The sequence below is a fragment of the Flavobacterium algicola genome (assembly GCF_022399565.1).
GTDB lineage: Bacteria > Bacteroidota > Bacteroidia > Flavobacteriales > Flavobacteriaceae > Flavobacterium > Flavobacterium algicola.
Map to the genome: position 1 here is coordinate 371,148 of NZ_JAJTUT010000003.1, position 22,148 is coordinate 393,295.

Here is a 22,148-nt window from a genome sequence, read left to right on the forward strand (position 1 = left end):
GCTGTAAGTTCGTAACCGCTCAATTTTCGGCTAAACGAAAACTTGATGCGGAACGATAATTCCACTAAATTCCAGCTATATCAAAATGGCAGCTGTATGCTGTGCTAATTATCAGTTCCGTTATGCCACAAAGCAATTAATTCGGCTTTAGTTTTAAATTTGTATTCAGTTTTATACACTTTTAATATTCCGTTGTTTGGAAAATCTCGACTTATGTTTTTCAGTTCAAGTTCTGCTTTTTTCAGGTCTCCTTTTGTTTCTAAAGCAGATAAATATTCCATTCGGAAGTTAAAATCATTTTTCAGTTCGGTTTTCAATAAGTTTTCATATTCACTTAAACCAATTTTATAATTTTTTTCAGCTTCAGTTTTGTTTCCATCGATGTCAAAGAAAAGTCCACGTTGAATTTTCCATAATGGTTGCTTTGGTCTCAATTCTATCATTTTGGCATTATTTTTAATTGACTCTTTGACGTCTTTTTTCCAAGTCAATATTTTACTTTTGGTATAATATGCATTAAAATAATTTTCGTCAATTTCTATAGCTTGATTAACTAAAACTAAACAACTATCAATTTTTACATTTTCGTCTATATTAGATTTCATAAAAAAATCATTAGCTTTTTTCACTAAAACTTTAGCTTCTTTTTCTTGTCTACCACAAGAAAAAATCGATAAAAATATTGTCAGAATAAGTAGTTTTTTCATTTTAGTATTTTTGGCTGCATTGCATACAACGTTTCGCCACTTTGAGATGGCTGGAAGTTCGTAACCTTTCAATTTTCGGCTTAACGAAAACTTGATGCAAAACGATAATTCCACTAAATTCCAGCTATATCAAAACAGCTGTTAGTGGCTGGCTTTTTATTGGGTTAGTCGTTTTAGTTTTAAAATATAATCCATTTTCCCGTTATCATATTCAGATTCTTTTTTTTCAAGTGACAAGATTTTAAACTTATCGATTAACTTATTTTGGTTAAAAAGTTCAATTATCAAATAATTTTGTTTTTTTTCAACATTTAACTTAATCCAATCATTTTCAGTTGTAACTTTTTGGCTTGGTGGTTCGTTGCAAAAATCTGCATTTCCAATACTAAAAGCATCTTTTTTGTAGAAATTCCAATTTATTATTTTGCAATAATCTCGTTTGTAACTTTTAGCATTTTTTAAGGTTATAGTATCTTTTGTAAAATAGTTTTCGTTTGTATTGTCTGTAAACCAAGGGTTTGAATTAGTATGAATAGTTCCTTTCTCTTTCTGAACAATTGTTTCCTTAAATGCTTTAAGTAATTCAGCTTTTGAAATTTCAGTTTCTTGAGAGTAAGAAAATTGAATTATAAATATTAAAACCAAAAGTGTTGTTTTCTTCATTTTCTTAGGATTTTCTGTAAGGTTGCCACTAACGTTTTGCCGCTTGGCGAGGTTGCGGACATCGAAGACGAGTATGTTCGGTGTAGCGAAAATACTAATAAAAAACGGTAATTCCACTAAATTCCGCAATAGCCTCAAACGTGTGTTGTGCGTTCGCTTTTTTCTTTTTAAAACATCCATTTTATAATAGTTGCAAATCCAACTAAAACAGAAATTACAAGTATGATTCCAAGAAATCCAAAACCAAGAGATATTAATTTTTCGATGTTTTTTGTCTTATAATCCTTTTGAACATTAATTTTTCGATTGTAATATAGCGGTTCAATATATTCTATAATTGTATTGCTATTTTCATCTATCCAATCTTCATTATGTTGAAATGGGATAATTGTTTTTTCACTATCATTAAGTACTTCTTCGGTAGAATTGGCAGACTTTAAAAGTTCAAGAGCAAATAACTCAAGTCCTTCTTTATTAGCTTTTATAAAGCTTTCATCTGAACCACCACCATACTGAAATATTCCAAAAATGCCTTTAATTTTTAAATCATTTTCGTCAAATTTTTCAATTATTTTATGTAATTGTACGTTTGTCAAAATCTTTTTATTATTTTTTTATTTCAATTTTTCTCTTATTTTTTCCCGTTTTTTTGGCAAAGTGACGCACAACGTTTTGCTGCTTTGAGATGGCTGGAAGTTCCTAACTGCTCAATTTTCGGCTTAACGAAACCTTGATGCGAAACGATAATTCCACTAAACTCCATCTAGCTCAAAACAGTTGTTACCTACTGTTTTTTCTTCTTCGCAATGTAATTATTATAATGATTATTATGAGTGAAATATTAAGAAACAAAAGACCATAAATGATTTTTTCTTTCATTTTTAATTTTTCTTCAAATGAGTTTTTAACCAAACCAATTTGATATTCAGTATTATTTTCTAATCTTATTGTTCGAACTTCTGAATTGTCAGATAGATATTTCGAGTATAGTTTTTCAAGAGTTTGTATTTCTTCTTTTTCTATATTTTTCAGTTTATTAGTCCGTGAACATATTGAGCAAGCTAAAGTTTGACTTTCTTCTATCGCATAAATTAAGTAAACTTCTCCAACCGTAAACATAAAGTCACAACTTGCTGAACTTTGACTTATAACAGTTCTTAATTCTCCTTCAGGGAAAATTTCTGATTTATAAGATTTTATGATTTTTACGGTGAAAGAATAAATTTTAGCTCCATCATTTCCATATAGTAAACTATCAACTTTAATAATTTTTCCAGTAAAAACAACATTCGCGGCTTCCCAATTTTTTTCGATAGTTGGTAAACCAGAACATTCGCAAGAGTAACTTTTTAAGCCGAAAAAAAGGAAAATTATTAAAACTATTAACTTTTTCATTATAAGTATTTTAGGTCGTTTTTTGGCCAAAATAGTAGGTAACGTTTTGCTGCTTTGAGATGGCTGGAAGTTCGTAACCGCTCAGTTTTCGGCTTAACGAAAACTTGATGCAAAATGATAATTCCACTAAACTCCAGCTATATTAAAACAGCTTTTGTGCGTTCGGTTTTTTATTCTGGTGGAGTAATTTCCGCTTTTATTTCGTCACTCAAGCCCATTAAATCATTCCTTTTAGGTGTTGCCCAATAAAAATCCCACTTTTTGTCTTCTTTTGAACAAGCCAAAATATAATTTCCATTTTCAACATCTTTTACGTAAAAATTTTCGCAATCAGCAATATTAAAACTTGTTATTAAATTTTTAAATGTTTTGGTTTCAACTTCTGTTGGTTTTTTCCAGGGTTTTTCAATAGAAACGTTTTCACATGCAATCATTATTGTTTTCGGTGCGAAAAGTTCAACGATAATGAAGAATACAACTAAAATAGATAAAATTGAAATTATAAGATATTTAATTATTTTCATTGTATGGTTTTTTTGCATTCAAATTTTTACTTTCAGTTTTCTGTCGCTCTAAACTGACGCACAATGTTTTGTTGCTTTGAGATGGCTGGAAGTACGTAACCGCTCAATTTTCGGCTTAACAAAAACTTGATGCGAAACGATAATTCCACTAAATTCGCAAATGGCGCAAGACGTGTGTTAGCAGATGTTTTTTATATCCAATTAAAATTTTTTAGAATTATTTTAATATTTCCACTGAGAATCTTTTCATTAAGTTCAGGAGTTAAATCTAATAAAGATGAAATTATTATAATTTCGCCCTTATTATAAATTTCTGTTTTACCCAAATTTATTAATTTATTAATTTATTATTTATAGATGTTTCATATTTTACTATTGTTACATCTAAAGAATTTAGGTCTATGTAACTTTCAAATTTATTTTTCTTTACTATTAGCTTTCCTGTTTCTTTTTCAAAATATACATTTCTAATAGATTCAAAATATAGATGTCTAAAGAAATATATGCTTGTTTTTAAGAATAAATAACCTATAGTCAATGCAAAAACAGCTAACAAAACTAAAAATAATATAGCCCAGAATTTAAGATTTTGCTTAAAAAAAACAAAATTTAAAAGTTTAAAAAAAAAGAAAAAGAAAACAACTGATAGTCCAATTTTTAAATTCTCAATCAAAAATTCAAAAGTTAAACCTATGATTTCAAATTTTTGTTTTATTACCATTTCTTTACAGACTTTAATATGATGTAATGTAGATGATATCAATATTATGGGACAAAGCATAACAATTAAAACAATAATTATTTGTATTTGGTATTTTTCCATTTATGTTAATCTTTAGTTCTTTTTCGGGCAAAACTGCTGGTAACATTTTGCCACTTTGAGATGGCTGGAAGTTCGTAAACGCTCGGTTTTCGGCTTAACGAAAACTTGATGCGAAACGGTAATTCCACTGAATTCCAGCTATATCAAAATGGCTGTTAACTGCCGTTTTTATTTTTTATTTTGTTATTGCTGGTATTAAATATTCCTGCATAATCTTTTCAACTTGTTTTTCTCCATATGGTGTATTATATGCGGTGGAAGTAATTACAATAACTATTGGTTGGTCTTTGAAAATGAAAATTCTATTTCCACCATTTCCGCTAGAATAGTAAACTTCATAATCTTTGCCATTCAGTTTGTAGGTTTTATTCCAGAATAAATATCCATAAAACTCATCTTCTGATATTGCTATTTGGTGCGACATACTTTCTGCAATCCATTCCTTTGACAAAATTTGTTTGCCATTCCAAGTTCCTTGATTTTTGTATAACTGGCCAAATTTAGCATAGTCCAATGAATTTAATTGCAAACTTCCTGCTGTATTTGCAACTTTTTGCGGTGTAAATTGCCATTTATATTTTGTAATATTCAAAGGTTTAAATAATTTTTCCTGAGCATATTTTTCCAAACCATTTGGAACAGATTTATGAATTATATCGCCCAAGACTATGCAACCTGCCGTAAAATAGTCCCATTGTTTATTTATTTCTTTTGTATCATCGATTGGAAGGTTTAATGTGAAATCAACCCAATTATTTGTTGGATACATATTTTCTTCGTTTCCTGGTGATTCTGAATTCATATCGGAACCTTCAAAAGTTGAACTCATTGTCAGTAAACTTTTTAAAGTTATACTGTCTTTTGATGCAGAGTAGTTTAGAAAAGATTTTAGGTTGTAGAAATCTTTTAAGGTTTGAGTTTCACTTTTTATGAATTTATCTTTGATTGCAATTCCTAAAAGAGTTGATGCAAATGATTTACCCACAGAACGTGTGTCGTGAAGTGTATTTCTATTTGCTCCATTGAAATATTCTTCAATAAAAATTTTACCGTCTTTTATAGCAACAATACTGGTTACATTTTTATAGGTTTGCTTTGCAATTTTTCGGTTTAATTCTTCAATTTTAGCAACATCAATTTTCTCTGTTGAAATCTTCCAATCTTTAGTTGGTTTAATCGATTGAATTTTAACCAGTTTTTCATCAATTTTTATTTCTGGAACAATAATTTTTATTTGACCTTCAGCAATTATGTTACCGGTCAAAACCTCGGTCAGTTTTAGATAAGGTCTGATTTCAATTTTAAGTTGATGTTCTCCTTCTGAAAGAGCATCTTGTCCGCCATAGCCAAAAAATCTATTCCAAAGAAATCTACCCCAAGAATCTTCATTAGTTGAACTTATTAATGGAACTCTGAAAATCGTATTTTGATTTTTACTCTCAACACTTCCTGCACCAACATTTACGTTTTCAGCATAAACTTTTTTGCCGTCAACAATAAAAGTAAATTGATAATTCCCACTTTTTGTAAGTTCTTCACTGGTCAATTGAGGCGAAAGTAAATGAAGATAATTTGTTAATGAATTGCCTAAAAAAACTCGAATGTTTAAATCAGTTTTCTCTTTAATTTCAGCCGATTTTAAAAAATCGGTTTCTTTGAAGTTTTCAATTACAATTGCTTGTTTCATAAAAACAATTTTGCCAATGTTTGATTTGTGAATTGGATAAATTATGCTATCGCTTTTAACAAATTCGGTCTTTTGTCCAGACACATTCAAATATGTCATTAAACTTAATGCTAAAATAGTGATTTTTGATGCCATTGATTTTTGATTGATTTTGATGATTATGTTTTTAGCAGTTTCGTGAGCAAAAATGGAAGTTAACGTTACGCCACTTTGAGATGGCTGGAAGTTCGTAACCTTTCAATTTTCGGCTTAAAGGAAACTTGATGCGAAACGATAATTCCAATAAATTCCAGCTAGCTCAAAATGGCGGTTGGCGGATGTTTATATTTTTTCCGTTCGCAAATGTCGCTATTGTATATTTTTAATATTCGCTGACCTAATTCTGAATTTTCGCAATGTGCTGAAATAGTTGTTGTCAACTCTATTTTTATCGGATAATTTAAGATTGTATCTATTTCAAAAGAACTATTATATTCCGTTATTCCGCTTACTAGTTATCGTATATAATTTTTTTCAAATCCAACTTCAATTTTCCCTTTACTCGCCTTCAAGGCAGGCCAATTAGATATTTTTTCTGTAACAGTTTTATTTACTTTAATATCAAATTTGTTGAAGTTTCTTATTACACTTTCTCCAATAATTTCCTATGAGCTATTTAGATCAATTACTTCGCAATTTTCTTGTTCAAAAGTATAACTAGCTTTTATTTCTTTAGAAAGTGGAGCGAGGATAATCTCGGAATGTTTTCTGATATGTAAATTGACAAACTTTTGATTATTTTTAATTTAGGTTCAGGAACTTTAAATATCAAACTTTTAAATTTCATTGCTTCAGTTAAGTTGTTAATTATCGATTTTTAGTCAGCTGTTCTTCTCCTTTATAAATAAACTCAATACGAAGAAAGTTATGAAAAATATTACGAATTGAATTATGAAAACTGGATATAATAGATCTGATTCGGCATACCTAAAACCGAAACTAAATATTGATACAGGAAATGTTAATAGTAATCCATAAAGTGACCAATCTCCATAAAATAAATCTTTTGTATAAATTGAACAAACAGACAAAGTTCCAAATGCAACATAAAATAGAGAGATTTTAAATGCTAATTTTCGGTTTTCAATGATTTTTATAAACTTATCCACATTTCTGATTTAATACTTTTTCTCTATTCGTCCAGTTTCTCGAAAATATTCGCCAACGTTCCCGCGCTTTGCGCTGTTGCGAGCTTCGGAACTGCTTGTTTTCTGTTCAAGATAATATTTCTTGCGAAACGTGAACGTGAATTTACTACAAAATTCGCAATAGCGCAAAACGTGTGTTAGTGGCAGTACTTTTTCAATTTAATAGTTTTTATTGCATTTAAAAATTCTTTTTCTGTTTTCTCTTTCAGATTTTCTCCATAAAAGGAAAATTTAGTTTTATTTGAATTTTGTCCACCACCTTTTAGACTATCAATATAAATTCCAGTTGTTCCAAATCCTTTATTTCTTGTTGTAATAATTTTTGCTTTGAAACAATCAGTTTTTACAATTTCAAATTTTTGTGTTAGATAATTTTCAAAATCTATTTTTCCTGAAATTGTGTCTACAATTAAATGGTTAGTATTTTTTAAACGTTTTTTTTGCTTTTCAGTTAGTTCTGCATAACTTTTTTTATCGAAAACTAACGGTAAATTATTTTTTGAAACGTCTGGTGAATATGCTCCGATATCAAAAATTAATGTGTCATTTTCAGATGTTACAATTCCGCCAACATAACTGTCAGTTCCGTTAAGTTCAATTTCTGACCACTTTTTAGGAACAGTTATTTCAAAACTTTCAAAATCTATAGTTTTAAATTCGGATTTAGGTTGGCAAGAAAAACAAGCAATTGAAATATATATTAAAATAAAAATTTTCATAGAGATGTCTTATTTTTCGGTTTCTGCGGTCGTATTGCCACTAACGTTTTGCTGCTTTGAGATGGCTGGAAGTTCGTAACCGCTTAATTTTCGGCTTAACAAAAACTTGATGCGAAACGATAATTCCACTAAATTCCAGCTAGCTCAAAATGGCGGTTGGGCAATCGTATTTATGACATATTACAATTGTTAGATTTGTAATAAACGCCATTATTCTTCAATTTAAAGTTTCCAATTGAGTCTATTTCGACTTTTATAGATTCCTTTGTTTCGGGGCAACCTTTAGCTTTCATCATATATAATTCAAATCCATTAGTTGTCTTTTTAAATGAACCCGCTTTTTTTTCTTTATGGTCAAACCACAAATCATACATTTCTAAAATTAGAATTGCTTCTGCAAGATTATCAATTTTGCCAATGAATTTTTTCATTTCTGTTTCATCTGTGACGTAATGAACATCATCGTTTTCAATATATGTAACATATGAAAAACAAGTCCCAGGTAAACATCCATTAAAGAAACCCGATTGGGGAGGATAAAAAGTATAACTATTTCTAATTAATGTATCACCATATTTTCTAATCACCTCTTTTTTATTTTTATATAAATCGGGTCTGAATGTAGCATAATCCCAATAGATATAATCTTTATTTGGTTTTATCTGTTCGATTAGTTTATTTCTATCAAGATATTCATCATTAATTTTAGTAAAACCATTTTCAATTCGGACAGAATTCTTACTGCAAGAAATTAAACTAAGAAAAATTAATATTGATATTTTTTTCATTCACATTTTGGTTTAATATGTTGCCCAACGTTTCGCGGCTTTGCGAGGTTGCGAACTTCGTAACCGAGAACTTTCGGCCAAGATAAAATTTCTTGCGGAACGTAAACGTGATTTCACTACAAAATTCGCAATCTTGCAAAACCGCTGTTACCAGCAGTTTTTATTTTTTTATTAATTTTATTCCAAGTAATACAAGCAAAACTATGTTTGTTAATACTAAATACATTTCTAATTCTACACTTTTGTCTTTCTTGAAAGTTAACTCTTTTGCTAATTGGTTTTTATCAAGTGCAACATTTTGATTTACGTTTATTTTAAAATCAGTTTTCTTGTTTTCTGTTTCTTCGAGGTAAACAATTTCATTTTCCTTATTTTTTGCAACTATCCAAAATTTCCCTCCATCGCTGTCAATACAAAATTCGGAAGTTTCATTCGGCTCCAATTCTGAATTATAATTTACAAAATTTCCGCTTCCATTTCCATAATCGTCCCAAAATGCAATTGCGTAAATTCTTAAATTTTGATTAGTTACATTTTGCGTAGTAATGTCAATTGGAGTTGAAGCTCCAAAACAACCACCAAACAAATGATTTAATCCCAATGTAGAAAAACCGATAAAAAGTCCAAAATAGATTAGCAGTTTCAAACTAATTTTTTTCTCATTTAGAAAAAAGTAAATAACTAGTAAAATAATTATATTCAAAAATATAGAAAAAAATAATAAGTTCATTTTTCAGGTTTTTCGGTAAAATTGCTGGTAACTAGTATATATGCGAAACAAACCTTCGCATAGCCACCCAAAATCGGGTGTATAAGGGAAGGTTTGTTTCGCTTTTGTTGCTATTTCAAATATATTGTTTTTTTTTCTTACAAATCATTAAGACGACTTTTAATCTGTTGATTACTTATCGTACGTAGGAGCTGTGTGTTTCAACAGTTTTATGTCGTGTCCTAACACAACAACCGATGTATAATTATAAAAAACAAAAAATTCCAAATGAGCCCCGATTACTTCATTTAACTTTTATTTTTTCAAGAGTTTAGTGAACTTTGTTTGCAGCGGAAATCCTTTTCCTTCTTCTCCTAAAAAGGAAAAGATTGCAACGTCCCGAAGCATCGGGAGCGGGAGGAATGGTGGTTGTGCAAACGGGTATTTCTGCTCCTTAATAATACACAGTAAAATGATGACTTGTTGGTTTTTGACCAAAAAAAAAGACAACCGTTTCGGGTTGTCTTTTTTGAAATTTATATTGAAAAATAAAGCAATTTGTTAAGCATTTATTTTCGCTAGTATTGTGTTAAAAGTTTCGCTAGGGCGCATTGCTTTACTCACTAACTCAGGAGTTGGCTGATAGTGACCATTGATTGCTTGAGGTTTTCCTTGAGCAGCAATTAATTCACTGTTGATCTTAGCTTCATTTTCAGTAAGCTCTTTTGCAATAGGAGCAAAAGTTGCTTGCAATTCAGCATCTTGAGTTTGTGCAGCCAATGCTTGAGCCCAGTACATGGCAAGGTAGAAATGAGAACCACGGTTATCAATTCCGCCTACTTTTCTAGCTGGTGACTTATCATTTTGCAAGAAAGCATCATTTGCTTGATCTAATGTTTCAGATAAAACGATCGCTTTCTCATTGTTTAAAGATTGTCCTAAGTGTTCTAATGATGCACCTAAAGCTAAGAACTCTCCAAGTGAATCCCAACGTAAATATCCTTCTTGTGTAAATTGCTCAACATGTTTTGGAGCAGATCCACCAGCACCTGTTTCAAACAATCCACCACCACTCATTAAGGGAACGATAGATAACATTTTTGCAGAAGTTCCAACTTCAAGAATTGGAAATAAATCTGTTAAGTAATCACGCAATACATTTCCAGTAACAGATATTGTATCTAATCCTTTGATGATTCGCTCACAAGTAAATTCAGTTGCTGCAATTGGGTTTAAAATACGAATATCTAATCCAGTTGTATCATGATCTTTTAAGTATAAATTTACTTTTTCAATCAATTCTCTGTCATGCGCTCTTTTTTCGTCTAACCAAAATACAGCAGGAGTTTCAGATAAACGAGCTCTATTTACAGCAAGTTTAACCCAGTCTTGAATCGGAGCATCTTTCGCTTGACACATTCTAAAAATGTCTTTCGCTTCAACTGCTTGTTCCATTAAAACGTTTCCGTTTGTATCAACAACACGAACAGTTCCGTTTGCAGCCATTTGGAAAGTTTTGTCATGAGAACCATATTCTTCTGCTTTTTGAGCCATCAAACCTACGTTAGGAACAGATCCCATTGTAGTTGGGTCAAAAGCACCATGTTTTTTACAAAAATCAATAGTAGCAGTGTAAATTCCAGCATAAGAACGATCTGGAATGATAGCGATAGTATCTTGTAATTTGCCTTCTTTGTTCCACATTTGACCAGAAGTACGAATCATTGCTGGCATAGAAGCATCAACGATAACGTCTGAAGGAACGTGTAGGTTGGTGATTCCTTTGTCAGAATTCACCATTGCCAAAGCAGGTCCGTTTGCAATAGCTTCATTAATAGCTGCTTCAACCTCTGCTTGTTTTGCATTACCTGCAATCTTTGCATAAACATCACCTAGTCCATTACTTGTGCTTACGCCAAGTTCTGTAAATAATGTAGCATATTTAGCAAATACATCTGCAAAATAAACTTCTACAATAGCTCCAAAGATGATTGGGTCAGAAACCTTCATCATAGTTGCTTTTAAGTGTACAGAAAGTAAGACTCCTTCTGCTTTTGCTTCAGTAATAGTTTTAGCAACAAATGCTTTTAAAGCATTTAAATGCATTACTGAACTATCAATTATTTCACCAACTTTTAGAGGTGTACTCGCTTTTAAAACAGTAGCTGTACCATCTTGTGCTACAAATTCGATTTTTACATCTGTAGCCTCTTTTATAGTAACAGATTTTTCACTTCCGTAAAAGTCACCTTCACTCATAGAAGCGACAGCTGTTTTTGAATCAGCAGACCAAGCACCCATAGAGTGTGGATTTGCTTTTGCGTAATTTTTTACTGCTTTTGGAGCTCTACGATCAGAGTTTCCTTCACGTAAAACTGGATTTACAGCAGAACCAGAAATTTTCGCATATTTAGCTTTGATTTCCTTTTCAGCATCCGTTTGAGGATCTTCTGGGAAATTAGGAACTTTGTAACCATGTGCTTGCAATTCAGCAATAGCACCTTTTAGTTGCGGTATAGAAGCCGAAACGTTTGGTAATTTAATAATATTTGCTTGTGGATCAGTAGCTAATTTTCCTAATGCTGCCAATGAATCTTTTACTTTTTGATCCTCAGTCAAAAACTCAGGAAAATTTGCAAGAATACGAGCTGCAACCGAGATATCTTCAGTCGCGATCTCAATACCTGCAGTTGCAGTAAAAGCTTGAACAATTGGTAAAAAAGAATAAGTAGCTAACAAAGGTGCTTCGTCAGTTAGTGTGTAAACAATCTTTGATTTTTGTGTCATGTTTTTTATTTTATAATCGTAATTCTTCAAAAAGAATGTGAAATGTATGGTTTGCTTTGAATAAAGCCGAGCAAAGATATGAAAATCATGCCAAAATATAGAGTAGTTTTGAATAGAAATATGCGATTTATAGGATAACTAACGACAATGTTGTAAAATGTTATTTTTTTATTGAAAGGCCTCATTTTTAGGAATAACACTATGATCCTTCAATAATGCAAGAAGCAGCCTATTAATAAATTGTAACGTTCAATTTAAATTTACTTTTTAAAGCATGTTTAATTTCAAACTGTAATTCTCAAATTCTTCTCAATTGATCTAATTAATCGTTTTAAGGAAGCACGATTTTGGTTTAGAAATTAACAGTTTAATGTAGAAATATATTAGATTCTTAAACGATCTAATTAAAAGTAAGTAGTGAGAGAAGTAGAATATCATATTTAATTTTGAAGCAAAAAAAAAGTCCCAATTCCGATTGATCGGAATGGGACTTTTATGATAAAGGGATATTTGACTATCTTCTTTTGTCTTTGATTCTTGCTTTTTTACCAGTAAGTTCTCTAAAGTAGAAAATTCTAGCTCTACGTACAGAACCTTTTTTGTTGATTTCAACTTTTTGTAAAGCTGGTAAGTTCACTGGGAAGATACGCTCAACTCCAATTGCACCAGACATTTTACGAATAGTAAAAGTTTCAGTACTTCCAGAACCTCTTCTTTGGATTACAACTCCTTTGAAAAACTGTGTTCTAGTTTTTTCACCCTCTTTAATTTCGTAGTAAACTGTGATTGTGTCTCCAGCTCCGAATTCAGGGAAATCTTTTTTTGCAACATATTCGCTATTAACGAAATCAATTAAATTTGCCATTTTAAATGCTAATTATGGTTGTTTGATTAGAGCAACATTCACGGATCTCGCCAGAGGTTAGTCTAAGTGGGCGCAAAAGTACACTATTTGTTTTAAACTGCAAATATTATTTATAGTTTTTAGCTCTGTCCTAAAATACTTTATGAAATTAAAATAAATGGATCAGCAATTTTATGAGCTACTGGCAATGAGTTTGTTGTCTCAATTTTTTAGGAATTCTAGTTTTAAGATTACAGTCAAATTGCAATTTTTCAGCCTAAGAAATCAAGCTGAATAGAACTAATTACTCTTCCAGCAAATCAGGCCTTCTTGTTTTTGTATGCTCATAAGCCATATCCTCATTCCATTTGTCAATTTTAGCAAAATTACCACTGGTCAAAACTTCAGGAACTTTCCATCCGTTATAATCGGCAGGACGTGTATAAATAGGTCCTGAAAGTAATCCATCCTGAAAACTATCTGTTAATGCAGAAGTTTCATCACTCAAAACTCCAGGAATCAAGCGAATTAACGCATCTGATAAAACCAAAGCGCCCAATTCTCCTCCTGATAAAACATAATCACCAATCGAAATTTCCTTTGTAATAAAATGATCTCGCACTCTTTGATCTACTCCTTTATAATGACCACACAAAATTATGATGTTCTCATACATCGACATTGTGTTGCACATTTTTTGATTTAGAGTTTCTCCATCCGGCGACATATAGATTATCTCATCATAACTTCTTTCATTTTTCAAATGTGTAATGCACGCATCTATAGGTTGTACCGTCATTACCATACCTGCACGACCACCGTAGGCGTAATCGTCTACACTTTTTTGTTTATTGGTCGTATAATCTCTTAAATTATGAAAATGTACTTCGACCAAACCCTTGTCGATAGCGCGTTTCATAATCGAAGCTTCAAACGGACTTCTTAATAATTCAGGTAAAAGGGTAATAATATCGATACGCATGATTCTTTTCTGTTTTTTCAACCGCAAAGATACAAAGTTTTTCAGGAGTTATTCAGCTAGCTTTTTTTCGAATAAAATAATCGGATTGTAAAAAAAATTATGCAAAAATATTAACAACTGTTAGCTTTCTGAGATGCTTTTTTTTATTTACTTTTATCAAAATTAATAAACAATTTATGAAAATTTTATCAAACATAATTCTATCAGGTACGATGCTTGTTATGATTACGTCCTTGCAAACGATTAATGCTCAAAATAAATCTGTTAAAATGACAAATCCACTTTTGCAGAAAAGCGCACTGCAATACCAGGCGCCAAACTTTAGCTTGGTTAAAGATGAATATTTTAAACCTGCTTTTGAATATGGACTTGCTGTCCAGGATAAAGAAATCCTTGCTATCGCAAACAATCCTGCAAAAGCTACTTTTCAAAATACAGTACTAGCTTTAGAAACATCTGGAGTAGATTTAAAAAGAGCAACTGGAATGTTTTATAATCTAACAAGCTCAAATACAAATCCAACGCTACAAGCTTTACAAGCAGAATATGCACCGATTTTCTCTGCGCATAGCGATAAAATGTATTTGAATAGTAATTTATACAAACGTTTCAAGTCAATTGACTTGAACTCACTTAAAGGTGAAGATAAAAAATTGACAGAAAGTTATATTCAAGATTTTGAATTGGCAGGTGCAAATTTATCAGATGCTGATAAAGAGAAAATGAAAAAGATCAATGGAGAACTAGCTACGCTAAGCACTTCTTTTGGTGATAAACTATTGACAGCTCGTAAAAATGGAGCGGTTTTATTTGACAATGCAGTTGATCTGGACGGACTAAGTGCTAGTGATCTTGCTGCTGCAAAATTAAAAGCAACAGAAGAAGGTCATGACGGTAAATATTTAATTGTATTGCAAAACACTACACAACAGCCCGTTTTGCAAAATTTAACTAACAGAGCGTCTAGAGAAAAAATCTTTAAATCATCATGGACTCGTGCAGAGAAAAATGATGATGGAGATACACGTCAAGTATTAGAGCAAATGGCAAAATTGCGTTTACAAAAAGCGCAGTTAATGGGTAAAAAGAATTTTGCCGAGTGGAAACAACAAGATCAAATGGCTCAAACTCCAGAGAGAGCGATGAGTTTATTGGCTGAAATTGCAGCACCAGCAGTTGCAAAAGCTAAGGTAGAAGCAAAAGAAATTCAAGCTTTAATAGATGCTCAAAAAGGTGGTTTTAAATTAGAACCATGGGATTGGGATTTTTATTCTGAGCAGGTTCGTAAAGCAAAATACGATTTAGACGAGAGCCAAGTAAAACCGTATTTTGAATTGACAACTGTTCTTGAAAAAGGAGTATTTTTTGCTGCAAAAAAAATGTACGGAATCACTTTTAAACAACGTACAGATTTACCAGTATATCACCCAGATGTTGTTGCTTACGAAGTATTCGATAATGACGGAAAATCAATGGCAATCTACTATTTAGATTTCTATACTAGAGATAATAAAAAAGGTGGAGCATGGATGAACAGCCTTGTGAAACAATCTCATTACTTAAAACAAAAACCAGTTATTGTAAACGTTTACAACTTTTCAAAACCAGTAAACGGAAGCCCTTCTTTGATTAGTTTTGACAATGTAACTACGATGTTCCACGAGTTTGGACATACATTACACGGCTTGTTTGCCAATCAAAATTACGCTAGTCTTTCTGGTACTTCTGTGCCACGTGATTTCGTAGAATTTCCTTCTCAAATCAATGAGCACGCCGCTTTAGATCCTGAAGTGTTGAAAAACTATGCATTACACTACGAAACTAAGGAAGTAATTCCACAAGATTTAATAGATAAAATCAAGAAAGCAGAATCTTTTAATAGTGGGTATCACGTTACAGAACTTTTGGCTGCATCAACTTTGGATATGGCTTGGCATAGTGTAGAAAACGAAGCTGATTTCAAGCCAACATTAGTATTCGAAAAAGAAGCACTAGAAAAATATGGTCTATTGGTGAAGGAAGTACCTACAAGATACCACTCTCCATATTTTGCACATATCTTCTCAGGTGGATATTCTGCAGGATATTATGCTTACACTTGGTCAAAAACGCTAGATTACAATGTATATGACTGGATGAAAGCAAACGGTGGATTGACAAGAGAGAATTCTGAGAGATTTAGAAAATACATCTTATCTGTTGGTAACAGCGTAGATTTAAACAAAGCCTTTGAAGAAATGATCGGTCACAAAATGGAGATCGAACCTTATTTGAGAAATGCTGGACTTACAGAAAAATAATCAAACTGTATTATACTAATAAAATGACATTCGTAAAGGATGTCATTTTTTTTTGGAGCAATTTCCAGCTGTACACTATATCTATTATGCCGAACCCCGGCACAATAGGATGCCGTTTCCATCTGGGCTAGGAGAATAGTACGCAATACAATTTGGTTTTGAAATTGTAAATTTTTCCTAATAGTTTTTCAATAGGATTGTTTCTTCTTAAATTTACAATAATAATAAAATACACATCAAATGAAATTCAAACTTTTTACAGCACTCTTTTTTATAACACTTGGGTCATTTGCACAACAGGAGCAATTAAAATGGTTGGACATCAATTTAACTAATTATGAATATCCCTATCCTGTACATTTTATAACTTTAAATGTACAAAAACAAGAACTCCAGATGGAGTATATGGATGTGAAACCGGATAACTACAATGGGAAAAATGTTCTTCTTTTGCACGGTAAAAATTTTAACGGAGCGTATTGGAAAACAACTATCGATGCTTTGACTAAAAAAGGATTTCGCGTAATCGCACCCGATCAAATTGGTTTTGGGAAGTCGACAAAGCCAGCAAATTTTCAGTACACTTTCCAGCAATTGGCAGAAAATACAAAACAAATCTTAGATACTTTAGGAATCAAAAAAATTGCAGTTTTAGGACATTCGATGGGCGGAATGGTTGCGACACGTTTTGCACTCATGTATCCTGAGGTAACTGAAAAATTAATTCTAGAAAACCCTATTGGTCTGGAAGATTGGAAATTAAAAGTGCCCTATCAAAAAGTAGATTGGTGGTACAAAAATGAACTAACACAAAGTTACGAACGTATTAAAAAATACCAACTAGATAGTTATTACGACGGAAAATGGAAACCAGAATACGACGAATGGGTAAACCTTTTAGCAGGTTGGACATTAAATTCTGACTTCGAGAGAATCGCTTGGAATGCAGCACTAACCTATGACATGATATTTACGCAACCTGTAGTCTATGAATTTCAAAATATAAAAGCTCCTACCTTACTAATTATCGGGACGAGAGATAGAACAGCTTTGGGAAAACCATTAGTTTCAAAAGAGGTGCAAGCTACAATGGGATTGTATGCTAACCTAGGTAAAGAAACTCAAAAGAAAATACCAAACTCAAAATTAGTTGAAATTCCAAACATTGGGCACATGCCACACATTGAGAGTTTTGACAAATTCATCACGCCATTAACGGCATTTCTAGAAAAATAAGAATTCAAATTTTCGCTAAGGGAAAAATGGACAACAAATAGATAAAAAAGACCAACTTATATAAATAGGAGAGAACTAATTTTGTCTTGAAAAATAAATAAAAAATAAAAATTATGAGCACAGATAACAAAAATACAGGATTACAAGCAACACTGGATGAGGCTAAAAATACTTGGGAAGCAAAAGCACCTGAGCAAATTAAAGAAATTTATGCAGAGGGTATTGCAGATGTAACCCGTCAAAATATAATCGCCAATGCTAAGAAAAATGATGACATTGCACCCGATTTTATCTTGACAAATGCTACTGGTCAGGAGGTACAATTGAGTGATTATTTAAAAAAAGGTCCAGTAGTTTTAACTTGGTACCGCGGAGGATGGTGTCCTTATTGCAACATGACCCTACATTACTTGCAAGAGCAATTACCAAATATTCAAGCCAAAGGTGCTAATTTATTGGCCTTGACACCTGAATTACCAGACAAGTCTATGTCAACTGCAGAAAAACATGATTTGAAATTTGAAGTTTTAAGTGACGTTGCAAACAAAGTTGCAAAAGAGTACGGAATCGTTTTTAAATTAACGGATGAAGTTGCTGAATCATACCAAAACGGATTTGATTTACATGGCTACAACGGTGATGAATCTGATGAATTACCATTGGCTGCTACTTACGTTATCGGGCAAGATGGTAAAATCGTCTATACTTTCTTGGATGCTGAGTACAGAAACAGAGCAGAGGCCGATGTTATATTGAAAGCCTTAGAAGGTTTAGAAAAATAATACGTTCGATCTATCGTTATAAATTGGTAGAAGCTCAAACATACTACGGTCAAAGTGATATACTTGGATCAAATGTATAGCTCTAGACTTCGCTTATCTACATCGCAAATCACAGTCGAAAAAATAATGAATACCTATAGTAAAAACTACCCTCAAGAGCTGTAATCTTTTGAGGGTATTTTTGATTATCATAAATTAGATTTTTACTATAAAATTAGCTTTTGTTTAAATCAATAAATTACAAACACAACGTACTTTTGCGCGATGAATTTATCAAAAAAGAATGTCCTATTTATGGCAGCGGCTACCGGGTTAATTGTAGCCAACTTATATTATTGCCAACCCTTAATCGTTCTTATTGCAGACGAGTTTAAGATTCCTCATGCAGATGCTGGAACCATCACATATCTTACACAAGCAGGATATGCCATTGGCTTGTTTTTTATGGTGCCGCTTGGCGATAAGATTGAGCGCAAAACGCAAATATTATACACCACATTTGCGTCGGTAATAGCCTTGATTATCGCAGCAACTGCACAAAGTTACATCGTACTTGAGATTGCTTCACTTTTGATCGGAATAACATCAATAGTGCCGCAACTTATTTTGCCACTCGCTGCCTCGTTAAGCGCACCCGAAGAGAGAGGGAAAGTTGTGGGAACGATCATGAGCGGACTCCTTGTCGGGATTTTATTGTCAAGAACCTTGAGCGGTTTTATAGGTGATGTATTAGGATGGCGCGCTATGTTTTGGATTGCTTCTGGACTTTGTTTGCTTCTCTTTTTCATTATAAAAAAACAATTTCCATACAACAAACCCGTTTTCGATGGGTCTTATGGGCAATTAATTAGTTCGCTATTTACACTTATAAAAGAGCAGCCGTTACTTCGTGAAGCGACGTTAATTAATGTATTTAGTTTTGCTCAGTTTGGAGCATTCTGGACTACGATGGTATTATTGCTTTCAGCAGATCCTTTCAATTTCAACAGCGCTACCATTGGTTTATTTGGTATCGTCGGCGCATCTGGAGCATTAGCTGCACCCTTAGTTGGAAAACTAGGAGACAAAGGTAGTTCAAGAGTAGCGGTAGGTTACGGTTGTTTGCTAATTGCTCTGAGTTTTGCCGTATTTTACTTCTCGGGATTGAGTGTTGTTGGGATTGTAATTGGAATTGTACTAATTGACATTGGCCTGCAGGGAGTGCACATTTCGAACCAAACTCGAGTATATTCAATTCTGCCAGAAGCTAGAAACCGCATGAATACTGTATTTATGTCTTTTAGTTTTCTAGGAACTGCTGCAGGATCTGCCTTTGGTTTATTTCTATGGGAATTAGGTGGCTGGCATGCTGTAGCGCTAGGGTGTTTATTACTGTCAGGATTATCATTTGCAGTTTATGCATCAACGTATAAATCAAAGCGGAAAGTCCTGTAAAGTAGGAATGGATAAAAATTAATTTGTAAATTTGCACTTCAACAAAAATAAATAAAGATGGAAAACGGAATATACGCTAAATTTAACACTGCAAAAGGTGCTATTTTGGTAAAGTTAGAGCATGAATTAACTCCTGGAACAGTTGGTAATTTCGTAGCTCTTGCAGAAGGTAACATGGAAAACAAAATCAAACCTCAAGGAGAAAAATTCTATGATGGTTTAAATTTTCACAGAGTTATTCCTGATTTCATGATTCAAGGAGGATGTCCTCAAGGAACTGGAACTGGAGATCCTGGATACAAATTTGATGATGAATTTCACCCAAGTTTAAAACATGACAAACCAGGTATTTTGGCAATGGCTAATTCAGGACCTGGATCTAATGGTTCTCAATTTTACATCACTCACGTACCAACTTCATGGTTAGACGGAAAACATACTGTTTTTGGTCACGTTATCGAAGGACAAGATATTGTTGATGCAGTTGCACAAGGAGACAAATTAGACTCTCTTGAAATTGTAAGAGTAGGTGAAGAAGCTCAAAAATGGAATGCTATCGAAGCTTTCGTAGGTTTAAAAGGAGCACGTTTGAAAAAACAAGCTGCTTTAAAAGCAGAATCTGAGGCAAAAATGGAAACATTGGCAGCTGGTTTTGAAAAAACAGAAAGCGGATTACGTTACCAATTTATCCAAAGAGGTGAGGGGAAACAAGCTGAAGCAGGAAAAACAGTTGCTGTACACTACGAAGGTTCATTAGAGTCTGGTAAAGTTTTTGACTCTTCTTACCCAAGAAAAAAACCAATCGAATTTAAATTAGGTCAAGGACAAGTAATCGAAGGATGGGACGAAGGTATCGCTTTGTTGAAAGTAGGAGACAAAGCTCGTTTTGTAATTCCATCTGACTTAGGATACGGACCAGCAGGAGCAGGAGGAGTAATTCCACCAAACGCTACTTTGATCTTTGATGTAGAATTAATGGATGTAAAATAATCGCTTTTTTAAAGCTTTTGTTATAAAAAATAAAGCCGATTCAATTTATTTTGAATCGGCTTTTTTAGTTTTTGACTTTACATAAAATAATTGAAAAGCTTTACAAGTAATAATCGTATGATTTAATTACACTTTAATCTAAAGATAAAGGCACTTCCTTTTCCTTCGTCACTTACGAGTTCTAGGTTAGATTCGTGAAGGTCTAAAATTTTCTTAGCTATGGCGAGACCAAGTCCGGTACTGTTTTTTAGATCAGTATAATTGTTGGCTCGATAATAGCGTGCAAAGATGCGCTCACGGTCTTTTTCGGGAATACCTATTCCGTTATCTGCAATTGTTATCCTTATATGGTCATTTACACATTTTTCTGTTGTGATACTAATGTTTCCGTTCTCTGGTGTAAATTTTATAGCATTGTCAAGCAAGTTTTGAATCACTCTTTCGATCAACGCAATATCAGCAAATACAGGTGCCAATTCTTTCGATAGAAAGGTGTCAATAGTTATTTTTTTATTACGCGCCATCAATTGGTATTTTGAGCTAATGTCATTTAATAATTCACTAATGATGAAAGCTTCTTTATTGGGGCGAATTTGATTGGCTTCTAATTTGGACAATTCAAAAAGTTCGTTTACTAGTTTTTCTAATTTTACAGAGCTTTGACTCACCATATCAATGTACCGCTTACGCTCGTCATCGGTGAGGGTTTTCTCTTTCATTTGTAGGGTTTCTAGGTAACCGCGTATAATGGCAATGGGAGTACGCAAATCATGAGATACATTGGCAATCAACTCTCTTCGCAAATTTTCTACCTCTTTTAACTTGTCAATATTTGTGGTGAGAATATCAGCCATTTCATTAAACATTTCAGCCATCTGTTTTTCACTACCTACTGTCTTAATATCAATCCTAGCGGCCAAATCACCTTGTTTGAATTGTTGCATCACAGATAATATTTTGGCATAATTTTTTGTAATCGCTCGCAATAATAATAATCCGACCAAAAAGGTAAAAAATAAGGTGATTGCGGTGGTGCCGTAACTGACGCGTAGTAAATAATCGGCAAATAAATTGTCTGATGCGGCAGTTTGCTTTTGTCCATCAAGCACAACATAAATATAAGCATACAACATGTTATTCATCATCAACGGATGTGCCGAAAAAATCTTTTTGGTTTCTGGGTTCAATGGGTCATCACCTCTAATGAGATGCTGTGACTTGTCATTTATAAATTCTTTTATGGGATCTAAGTCGATAGCTTTAAGTGAAATGTTTTTCTCAGGTGGATACCAAGAAAGTATTTCGCCTTTTGGATTGACCAAATACACCTCAAGACTTGGATTAATCGCCATCACGTGATGGAACATTTCATGTAGGGCAGGTACGATCACCTTTCCATTATAAAAAGGAGTCGAATTTTCTACAATATTTTTGGCGGTGTCGTGGTTGAGTCTTTGATTTACTTCTTCGATATAGTCTTTCGAGTATTTAAAGCTAATGTAGGTGTGGGCAATACCAACAATTGCTAGAAGTAAAAAGAACGCCAGCGAAATTTTCCAAAATAGTGTGTTGTAATTCCTCGTTTTCATAT

General features: G+C 32.8%; 19 protein-coding genes. 5 read left to right on the top strand and 14 right to left on the bottom strand.

The window, feature by feature from the left end; translation table 11 throughout:
- Positions 1-104: 104 nt before the first annotated feature.
- The 13 genes from LXH21_RS12370 to trmD form a co-directional block, all read right to left on the bottom strand.
- Positions 105-707, bottom strand: a complete 603-nt coding sequence (locus tag LXH21_RS12370) for a tetratricopeptide repeat protein (RefSeq protein WP_239866322.1) — start codon at positions 705-707, stop codon at positions 105-107.
- Positions 708-863: 156 nt separating this feature from the next.
- Positions 864-1,370 (bottom strand): hypothetical protein, encoded by a 507-nt coding sequence (locus LXH21_RS12375; protein ID WP_239866324.1) that lies wholly within the window; start codon positions 1,368-1,370, stop codon positions 864-866.
- Between the two features lie 167 nt (positions 1,371-1,537).
- Entirely contained in the window at positions 1,538-1,966 is a 429-nt protein-coding gene (locus LXH21_RS12380) for a hypothetical protein (protein WP_239866326.1), read from the bottom strand.
- Positions 1,967-2,150: 184 nt separating this feature from the next.
- Positions 2,151-2,765, bottom strand: coding sequence for a hypothetical protein (locus LXH21_RS12385; RefSeq protein WP_239866329.1), 615 nt, complete (start codon positions 2,763-2,765; stop codon positions 2,151-2,153).
- 170 nt (positions 2,766-2,935) lie between these two features.
- Complete coding sequence (locus tag LXH21_RS12390; protein WP_239866335.1) at positions 2,936-3,289, bottom strand: hypothetical protein; 354 nt, start codon at positions 3,287-3,289, stop codon at positions 2,936-2,938.
- Between the two features lie 331 nt (positions 3,290-3,620).
- Positions 3,621-4,112: a hypothetical protein gene (locus LXH21_RS12395; protein WP_239866336.1), complete on the bottom strand. Its 492-nt coding sequence runs from the start codon at positions 4,110-4,112 to the stop codon at positions 3,621-3,623.
- 175 nt (positions 4,113-4,287) lie between these two features.
- Positions 4,288-5,934, bottom strand: a complete 1,647-nt coding sequence (locus LXH21_RS12400) for a serine hydrolase domain-containing protein (protein ID WP_239866337.1) — start codon at positions 5,932-5,934, stop codon at positions 4,288-4,290.
- A gap of 1,189 nt (positions 5,935-7,123) precedes the next feature.
- Complete coding sequence (locus tag LXH21_RS12405) at positions 7,124-7,705, bottom strand: hypothetical protein (RefSeq protein WP_239866338.1); 582 nt, start codon at positions 7,703-7,705, stop codon at positions 7,124-7,126.
- A 170-nt stretch (positions 7,706-7,875) separates the two neighbouring features.
- Positions 7,876-8,493 (bottom strand): hypothetical protein, encoded by a 618-nt coding sequence (locus LXH21_RS12410; RefSeq protein WP_239866339.1) that lies wholly within the window; start codon positions 8,491-8,493, stop codon positions 7,876-7,878.
- 160 nt (positions 8,494-8,653) lie between these two features.
- Positions 8,654-9,139, bottom strand: coding sequence for a hypothetical protein (locus LXH21_RS12415; protein ID WP_239866341.1), 486 nt, complete (start codon positions 9,137-9,139; stop codon positions 8,654-8,656).
- 624 nt (positions 9,140-9,763) lie between these two features.
- Positions 9,764-11,989, bottom strand: coding sequence for an NADP-dependent isocitrate dehydrogenase (locus LXH21_RS12420; protein WP_239866343.1), 2,226 nt, complete (start codon positions 11,987-11,989; stop codon positions 9,764-9,766).
- A gap of 514 nt (positions 11,990-12,503) precedes the next feature.
- On the bottom strand, positions 12,504-12,854 hold the full coding sequence (gene rplS, locus LXH21_RS12425; protein WP_239866345.1) for a 50S ribosomal protein L19: 351 nt from the start codon (positions 12,852-12,854) through the stop codon (positions 12,504-12,506).
- A gap of 283 nt (positions 12,855-13,137) precedes the next feature.
- A complete protein-coding gene (gene trmD / locus LXH21_RS12430) occupies positions 13,138-13,815 on the bottom strand; it encodes a tRNA (guanosine(37)-N1)-methyltransferase TrmD (protein ID WP_239866347.1) in 678 nt (225 codons plus the stop codon).
- Positions 13,816-14,036: 221 nt separating this feature from the next.
- Here trmD and LXH21_RS12435 point away from each other — a divergent pair, with 221 nt between their 5' ends.
- The 5 genes from LXH21_RS12435 (at position 14,037) to LXH21_RS12455 (ending at position 20,557) form a co-directional block, all read left to right on the top strand.
- Entirely contained in the window at positions 14,037-16,115 is a 2,079-nt protein-coding gene (locus LXH21_RS12435; protein ID WP_394799578.1) for a M3 family metallopeptidase, read from the top strand.
- A gap of 240 nt (positions 16,116-16,355) precedes the next feature.
- Positions 16,356-17,351, top strand: coding sequence for an alpha/beta fold hydrolase (locus tag LXH21_RS12440; protein WP_239866349.1), 996 nt, complete (start codon positions 16,356-16,358; stop codon positions 17,349-17,351).
- A gap of 113 nt (positions 17,352-17,464) precedes the next feature.
- Positions 17,465-18,133: a peroxiredoxin-like family protein gene (locus tag LXH21_RS12445; protein WP_239866350.1), complete on the top strand. Its 669-nt coding sequence runs from the start codon at positions 17,465-17,467 to the stop codon at positions 18,131-18,133.
- A gap of 264 nt (positions 18,134-18,397) precedes the next feature.
- Positions 18,398-19,567: an MFS transporter gene (locus tag LXH21_RS12450; RefSeq protein WP_239866351.1), complete on the top strand. Its 1,170-nt coding sequence runs from the start codon at positions 18,398-18,400 to the stop codon at positions 19,565-19,567.
- 57 nt (positions 19,568-19,624) lie between these two features.
- Positions 19,625-20,557: a peptidylprolyl isomerase gene (locus LXH21_RS12455; RefSeq protein WP_239866352.1), complete on the top strand. Its 933-nt coding sequence runs from the start codon at positions 19,625-19,627 to the stop codon at positions 20,555-20,557.
- A gap of 122 nt (positions 20,558-20,679) precedes the next feature.
- Here LXH21_RS12455 and LXH21_RS12460 read toward each other — a convergent pair whose 3' ends face one another.
- Positions 20,680-22,146 carry a sensor histidine kinase gene (locus tag LXH21_RS12460; protein WP_239866353.1) on the bottom strand — a complete coding sequence of 489 codons (1,467 nt, stop codon included), beginning with the start codon at positions 22,144-22,146 and terminating at the stop codon, positions 20,680-20,682.
- Positions 22,147-22,148: the final 2 nt, after the last annotated feature.